5 protein-coding genes are annotated in these 6,749 nt (G+C 69.4%); 2 read left to right on the forward strand and 3 right to left on the reverse strand.

The window, feature by feature from the left end:
- The 3 genes from VG899_11190 to VG899_11200 all read right to left on the reverse strand — a co-directional run.
- The coding region (locus VG899_11190) for a lactate racemase domain-containing protein (GenBank protein HWA66921.1) at window positions 1-1,481 on the reverse strand (1,481 nt) is incomplete at its 3' end.
- Window positions 1,478-2,659, reverse strand: a complete 1,182-nt coding sequence (locus VG899_11195) for a zinc-binding dehydrogenase (protein HWA66922.1) — start codon at window positions 2,657-2,659, stop codon at window positions 1,478-1,480. The genes VG899_11195 and VG899_11190, both read right to left, overlap by 4 nt.
- On the reverse strand, window positions 2,656-4,938 hold the full coding sequence (locus tag VG899_11200) for an HAD-IB family hydrolase (GenBank protein ID HWA66923.1): 2,283 nt from the start codon (window positions 4,936-4,938) through the stop codon (window positions 2,656-2,658). The genes VG899_11195 and VG899_11200 overlap by 4 nt, the downstream gene beginning before the upstream one ends.
- A gap of 20 nt (window positions 4,939-4,958) precedes the next feature.
- On the opposite strand from VG899_11200, the gene VG899_11205 reads away from it, so the two are divergent.
- A complete protein-coding gene (locus tag VG899_11205) occupies window positions 4,959-5,585 on the forward strand; it encodes a TIGR03085 family metal-binding protein (GenBank protein ID HWA66924.1) in 627 nt (208 codons plus the stop codon).
- Between the two features lie 45 nt (window positions 5,586-5,630).
- The coding region (aceB, locus tag VG899_11210) for a malate synthase A (protein HWA66925.1) at window positions 5,631-6,749 on the forward strand (1,119 nt) is incomplete at its 3' end.

Below are 6,749 nucleotides of genomic sequence, written 5' to 3' on the forward strand. Positions count from 1 at the left end.
AACGTCGACGCTGAACGCATCCCCATCCGCGCCACGGAGCGGCGGTCACCGCCGACCCAGATGACCTGGCCGACGTGGTCGAGCGCATGGGCGCACCAGTACCACATGTAGAAGGGGTGCACGCCGTGGTACGCGTGCGACGTCCGGTAGAGGTGCGTGTACCAGGGGTCGGTCGCGTACTGCTGCTCGAACTTCGGCCCGATCACCCTCGGGTCGGTGCTCTCCGCGAGGACCTCGTCGAAGAAGTCGACGTAGCTCGGATGGTGCAGCGTCGAGAACTCCCACGGCACCGGGTGGTTGAGGATCACCACGCCGCCTTCGCGCACCAGTGGCTTGTTCCGGTACATGTTGAAGAAGTAGCCGAGGCCCAGGCACGCGGCGAGGATCGGGTTCATCACGCTGTTGACGTTGTAGGGGCACAGATAGGGCAGCCCCATCACCAAGACGTCGGTCTGCCCGTCGACCTCGACCAGCTGCTGACGGTGAACCCGTTCGAGGGTCGCGTCGTGGACCGGCTCGACCGCGCCGGCCGCGATGCCGGTCATGGCGTACGGCGCCTCCATCTTCTGGAAGATCTTCCGGCGCTGTTTCGGCGGCAGCAGGTCCAGTCCGCGCTTCGACCCGAGGAAGGTCGCCTGGTCGCGGATCGACCACTCCCACTCGCGCTTGGTCAGGAAGCCGTACTGCGACGGGAACGCGTCGTTGTTCAGGGTCGTCTCGATCTGGAAGACCTTGACGTGGTCTTTGATGATCCGGCCCATCCGCCACGCGCTCGAGTGCAGCTCCGAGTGCCGCGGGTCCATGAACGACCGCGAGTGGATCATCGTGTGCGCGTTGTGGTGATGGCGCAGTGAGTTGTACGACGCGAGCCCGACCGCCGTGGACTTCCAGCCGCCGTCCATCGCGACGAGGTTGATGTTCACGTACACCAGGAGGTCGGATTCCGCGGCACGCTTGGAGATCTCGACGTCTTCGCCGTGCTCCGTCGTACCGAGGTGAGCAAGGTTCGCGCGGTCCTCGGCGTCGAAGTTGTACAGCCGGTCGGGATAGAACGAGCGGTAGACGCGCTCGCCGACTGCCGCCTTGATCTCCTCGCCGGTCATCCGGCGGTGCAGCGCGGTTGCGACGATGAGCTCGACGTCGTCCACACCCGCGTCGGCGGCGTGCTGAAGCACGTGTTCGAGCACTCGCTGCCGGATGTCGGGCTTGCGCATCGGTGGCAGCGGCAGCGACAGGTCGTCGAAGGCGATCGTCAGCTTCATGCCGGGCCTGAGCAGTGCCGGCAGCGGTTCGGAGTCCAGCGGGTGGAGCAGCGCCTGCTCGATCGCCTCGTCGACGTCGACGACACCGGGAAGCGACTCCGGTGGGTAGATCACCCGAGTGCCGAGCGGGAACTCCTGGAGGTGGAAGGACTCACCGGAGTGCATCAGCAACGGCGGTGTGCGCTCGTCCACGTTGAGGACGAACCCTGGCCGGCTCATGATGCTCTCCTTAGGTCAAAGGCCACCTTGAGTGTCCCAAGCCGACCGCCGTCGTGGGCGTGGTCGAGCGCCTCACGCCAGCGGTCGAGGGGGTAGGCGACGCCGAGCAGGCCGTCCAGCGGCGCCTCTTTCGCCAGCCTCAGCGCGACTGCGAACGCGTCGCCGCCACTGGCGTAGGCACCGGTGACGTCGAGCTCACGAAACCACGCCGGTGTCATGTCGACGCCGTCGCCCGGCACACCCCCGAGCACGACGCGTCCGCCGGCCCTGACGGTGCGCAGCGCGGTGTCGATCGAGCCGCGTGAGCCCACCGCGTCGATCGCCACGTCGACGCCGCCGAGCAGGAACGCAGGACCGCGCTCGGGTTCGAGGCGGAACGCGCGCGTGCTGCGGCGTACCGCGCCTGCGACCTCGGACGGGCTGACGACGTCGGTCGCGCCCATCGCCTTGGCCAGCTCGGCCTGCTTGCCGTGCTTGGCCACCACGGTCACGTGGCCCGCCGGTGTCAGCTCCTTGAGCGCGAGGGCGGTGAACAGGCCGACCGCACCGGCCCCGACCACGAGTGCCGAACCGCCGTCCGCGAGCTGCGCGCGGCGAGCGATGTGGACCGCGCACGCGAGCGGCTCGACCAGCACTGCTCGCTCGTCGGGAAGGTCGTCAGGGACGACGTGCAGCTGCGAGACGTGCGCGACCAGCTCGCCGCTCCAGCCGCCTCCGGTGTCCTTGCAGTAGCCGGTCTGTAGTCCGGGGGAGATGTGGCCGACCGTGATGCGGTCGCAGCGGTTGCGCTTGCCGGCTTCGCAGGCTGCGCATTTCGGGAGTGCTCGGGCCTCGCAGCCGAGCACCGGGTCGATGACGACCCGGCTCCCGGCGGGTATGCCGGGGGCGTCGTCTCTCGTCTCGCCGACCACTTCGTGTCCCGGTACGAAGGGCATGGAGACCAGCGGCGTGAAGTACAGCGAGGTGTGCCCCGAAAGGGTCGCGAGGTCGCTGCCGCAGATGCCCGACAGCCGAGGCCGGACCCGCACCCATCCCTCGCCGTGGGTACGTGGCCCCTCGCGGTGCACCAGCCGCAGAGGTGCGAGTGGGCCGGCCAGCAGGCTCGGCACCCGGGGACCGATGGTACGGGCCGCGACGTAGCGCGGCAGGGAGCGGTAGACCTCGAGGGCCGAGATCACTGCGCAACCGCCTTGCGCGGTGCGGTTGCGTCCCGCTGCGCGGGCCCAGTGGTGGAGTGCCAGATCTCGACCGGCCAGCGCTCTTTGCGAGCGACTCGGGACAACACCACGTCCGGGTCGATGGCGACCGGGTGGCCGACGACGCGCAGCAAGGGAAGGTCACTGGCGGAGTCGGCGTAGGCGTAGCTGGCGGCCAGATCCCATCCTTCGGCGCTCGCGCGGTGTCGCAACCACGCCGCCCGTGACTCGCCCACCAACGGCGGTCGCTGCAACAGCCCGGTGCAGCGCCCGGCCGCGTCGAGGGCGAGCTCGGCGGCGACGATCTCGTCGAAGAGCGGGGCGATCGGGCGGGTCAACGGCGTGATCGCTCCCGTGACGAGGATCAGCCGGTGACCCGCTGCGCGGTGCTCGCGGATCGCCCGGACCGCGGCCGGCGCCAGTCGCGACAGCATCGACTCGCGGACGTGCTCGTCGACGATGCGCTCGAGCTCGGCGAGGGAGGCACCTTCGTAGCGCCGGTAGACCTGGCGCAGGAAGGCCGACCGGTCGCGGCGCTCGGTGGCGAGCCACTGCGGCAACGAGCGGGCGACCTCGCCGAGCTCCCGGGCCTTGGCCGGCAGCCCCAGCTCGCGAAGCCGAAGGCTGAGGTAGGCCTCGACCACGTTGCTGGACAGCAGCGTCCCGTCCATGTCGAAGACGGCGACGGCGTCGGGGTGCTGAGCGGAGACCTGGCGGGTCGGTTCTGGTCGCGGTCCGCGCATCGCCTGCAACGCGGTCATCGGCGAGACGACGGCGGGCACGTGGACGTCCTGCAGGTAGTGGCGCCAGTCGATGACCGTCGCGTCGAAGCCGAACCGCTCGACGTCAGCCGGGTCGAGCGCCTCGTGCAGCGCATACGTCGCAGCGTCGGTGAAGTGCAGCTCGGCTTCGGTGTAGGGCTGGTAGAGATCGAAGTAGCGCCGCAGGAAGTCGATGCGGCCCTTCTGCCGGTCGAGTGACTTCGCCCAAGCGCGGGTCCGGTTGGACCGTGGCAGCGACGTGACGACCTTGTCGGCGGTCCGTTGGGCGCGCTCGGCGATCCGGATGAGTTGGCCCACCCGGGCCGACCCGGGCCAGTTCCACTGCGGAACCTTCACCTCGCCGCGGTCGCGCTGCACCATCGGGTGCTCGACGAAGTACTCGCGGACCAGCTCGTAGAGCAACCCGAACCGCAACGGGTTGCGGGCTCCGGAACAGATCGTGTAGTACGCCGGCGAGCCCGGCTCGGGCGTCTGCGCGGCGGCCGCCAGAGTCGCGTTGACGACGAGGTCGACCGGGATGACGTCGAGTACGCCGTCGGGGATCGCCGGGAACTCGGGCAGGTCGCCACGCCCGAACGCGAGGATGATCGGCTCGGCCATCTTGAAACCCTGGATCCAGCCCGGGAAGGGCTGCTCGAGCGCGCTCTCGATGATGCTCGGTCGCAACACGGTCACCGGCAGATGCGCGGTGGTGTCCTCGACTGCGCGTTCGGTCATGGCTTTGGTGAACGTGTAGCAGTCGGTCCAGCCCAGGCTGCGCCCGCGCTCGCGGCCGGCGTCCACGAGCGCCTTCGACACCCACTCGGCGCGCCGCTTCTCCGCCTCGGCCGACACCGACGACGCTCCGGTGACGTCGTGCTGCTTCTCGGCTTCGGTGCTGAACTCGGCCAGTCGCTCGGCGGTCCGGCTCTCGAGCTCGACCCGGTCGCGCAGCTGCGCGGCCAGCGCCGCCTCGTAGCGCCAGTCCACCTTGTGGTCGAGCCGGCCTTCTCGGATGTGTCCTTGCTGGCGCCCCGCGACGTACGCGGTGGACACGTGGACGTAGTGAGGCCTCGAGCCGCTGGCCGCGATCGCGTCGAGGACGTTGAGCGTGCCCTGGAGGTTGGTGGCGAAGCCTTCGTCGATCGGCGGGTCGAACGACACCTCCCCGGCACAGTGGATGACCACGTCGATGTCGCCGGGCAGCGGCGGAATCCGGTCGAGGTCACCCTCGATGACGGCGATCCGGGTTCCCACGAGGCGGTCGACCTGCTCGGCACCGTCGCGATCGCGGAGCCGACCGAACGCCGCGCCGGCGAGCAGGTCTTTCACGCGCTGCTCCGCGGTCGTGTCGCCCTTCGCGCGTACCAGCAGCACGACCGGGGTCTCGGGCAGGTCGAACAGCACCCGTTCGAGCAGGGCTTCCCCGACGAAACCGGTTGCACCGGTGATCAGGAGCCGTCGTCCCGCGAGGGCCGCCGCAATCGGCGGATTGGTCATGACTTGGCATCCTAGGAGGCGTGACTTCCTGGGCGAGAGCCGAGCGTGCCGAGCTCGTCGACCTGCTGCGACGGTTGGGCCCCGACGCACCGACCGCGTGCGTCGGCTGGACCACCGCGGACATGGCGGCGCACCTCTACGTCCGGGAGCGTCGTGCCGACGCCGGCCCGGGCGTCGTACTCGGCGGACCGTTCGCCTCGCACACCGACCGGGTCATGGCGAGCGTCCTGCGCGTTCACCCGTACGACGACGTCGTGTCACGGGTCGCGGCCGGCCCGCCGCTGTTGCTTCGGCCGGTGGACGAGCAGATGAACCTGTTCGAGTTCTTCGTCCATCACGAGGACGTCCGCCGCGCGAACGGCGAAGGGCGTCGTGGGCTCCCCGCCGCGTTCGACGACGTGATGTGGGAGCGACTGCGCCGGATGCTGCGGTTGTCGTTGCGCCGGATGCGGGGCACCCAGGTGGAAGTCGTGTCCGACCACGGCGGCCGGGCCGTCGTCGGCGGGACCGGTCCGACGGTGCGGATCACGGGACCGGTCGGTGAGCTGGTGCTCTACTCGTTCAACCGCAAGGACATCGCCGAGGTGGAGCTGACCGGGGACCCGTCGGCGGTCGCGGCGCTGCGCGCGGCCCGTCTCGGCATCTGAGCCGATTAGCCTCTAGCGGGTCAGTCGGCTAGTCGAGGAGAGCGCATGTCCAGCAGTGCCAAGGTGACCGGGGCCATCGAGGACCGGTTCGACGAGGTCCTCACGCCGGAGGCGCTGGCCTTCGTCACCGACCTCCAGCGCAAGTTCGGGCCGCGTCGCGCCGAGCTGCTGGAGCGCCGGCGGGCTCGCCGTCAGCAGGCCGCGGACACGGGCAAGCTCGAGTTCCTGGAGGAGACCAAGGAGATCCGCGAGGACGACTCCTGGAAGGTCGCGCCCCCGGCCGATCTGGTCGATCGCCGCGTGGAGATCACCGGCCCGACGGAGAAGAAGATGCTCGTCAACGCGCTGAACTCCGGCGCGAAGGTGTTCATGGCCGACTTCGAGGACGCGAGCGCTCCGACCTGGCACAACAAGGTGCAGGGCCAGATCAACCTGACCGACGCCATCGAGCGGCGGATCGACTTCACGACGCCCGAGGGGAAGAGCTACGCGCTCAACGAGACGGTCGCCACGCTGATGCCGCGGCCACGCGGTTGGCACCTGCCGGAGAAGCACGTGCTGGTCGACGACGAGCCGATGAGCGGCGGCCTGTTCGACTTCGGCCTGGTGATCTTCCACAACGGGCAGCGCCTGCTCGACAAGGGCACCCGGCCGTACTTCTACCTGCCGAAGATGGAGTCCCACCTCGAGGCGCGGCTGTGGAACGAGGTGTTCGTCCACGCGCAGGAGTCGCTCGGCCTGCCGCAGGGGACCATTCGCGCGACGGTGCTGATCGAGACCATCCCGGCGGCGCTGGAGATGGAGGAGATCCTTTACGAGCTCCGCGACCACTCCTACGGTCTCAACGCCGGGCGCTGGGACTACATGTTCTCGATGATCAAGACCTTCCGGGACCGCGGGGAGCAGTACCTGCTGCCGGACCGCAACAGCGTCACGATGACGGTGCCGTTCATGCGCGCCTACACCGAGCGGCTGGTGCAGACCTGCCACAAGCGCGGCGCGTTCGCGATGGGCGGCATGGCCGCGTTCATCCCGAGCCGCAAGGACCCGGAGATCAACCGGGTGGCGTTGGAGAAGGTGGCCGCGGACAAGAAGCGCGAGGCCAACGACGGCTTCGACGGCACCTGGGTCGCCCACCCGGATCTCGTCCCCACTGCGATGGCG

The organism is Mycobacteriales bacterium, from assembly GCA_035550055.1.
Lineage (GTDB): Bacteria > Actinomycetota > Actinomycetes > JAFAQI01 > JAFAQI01 > DASZTV01.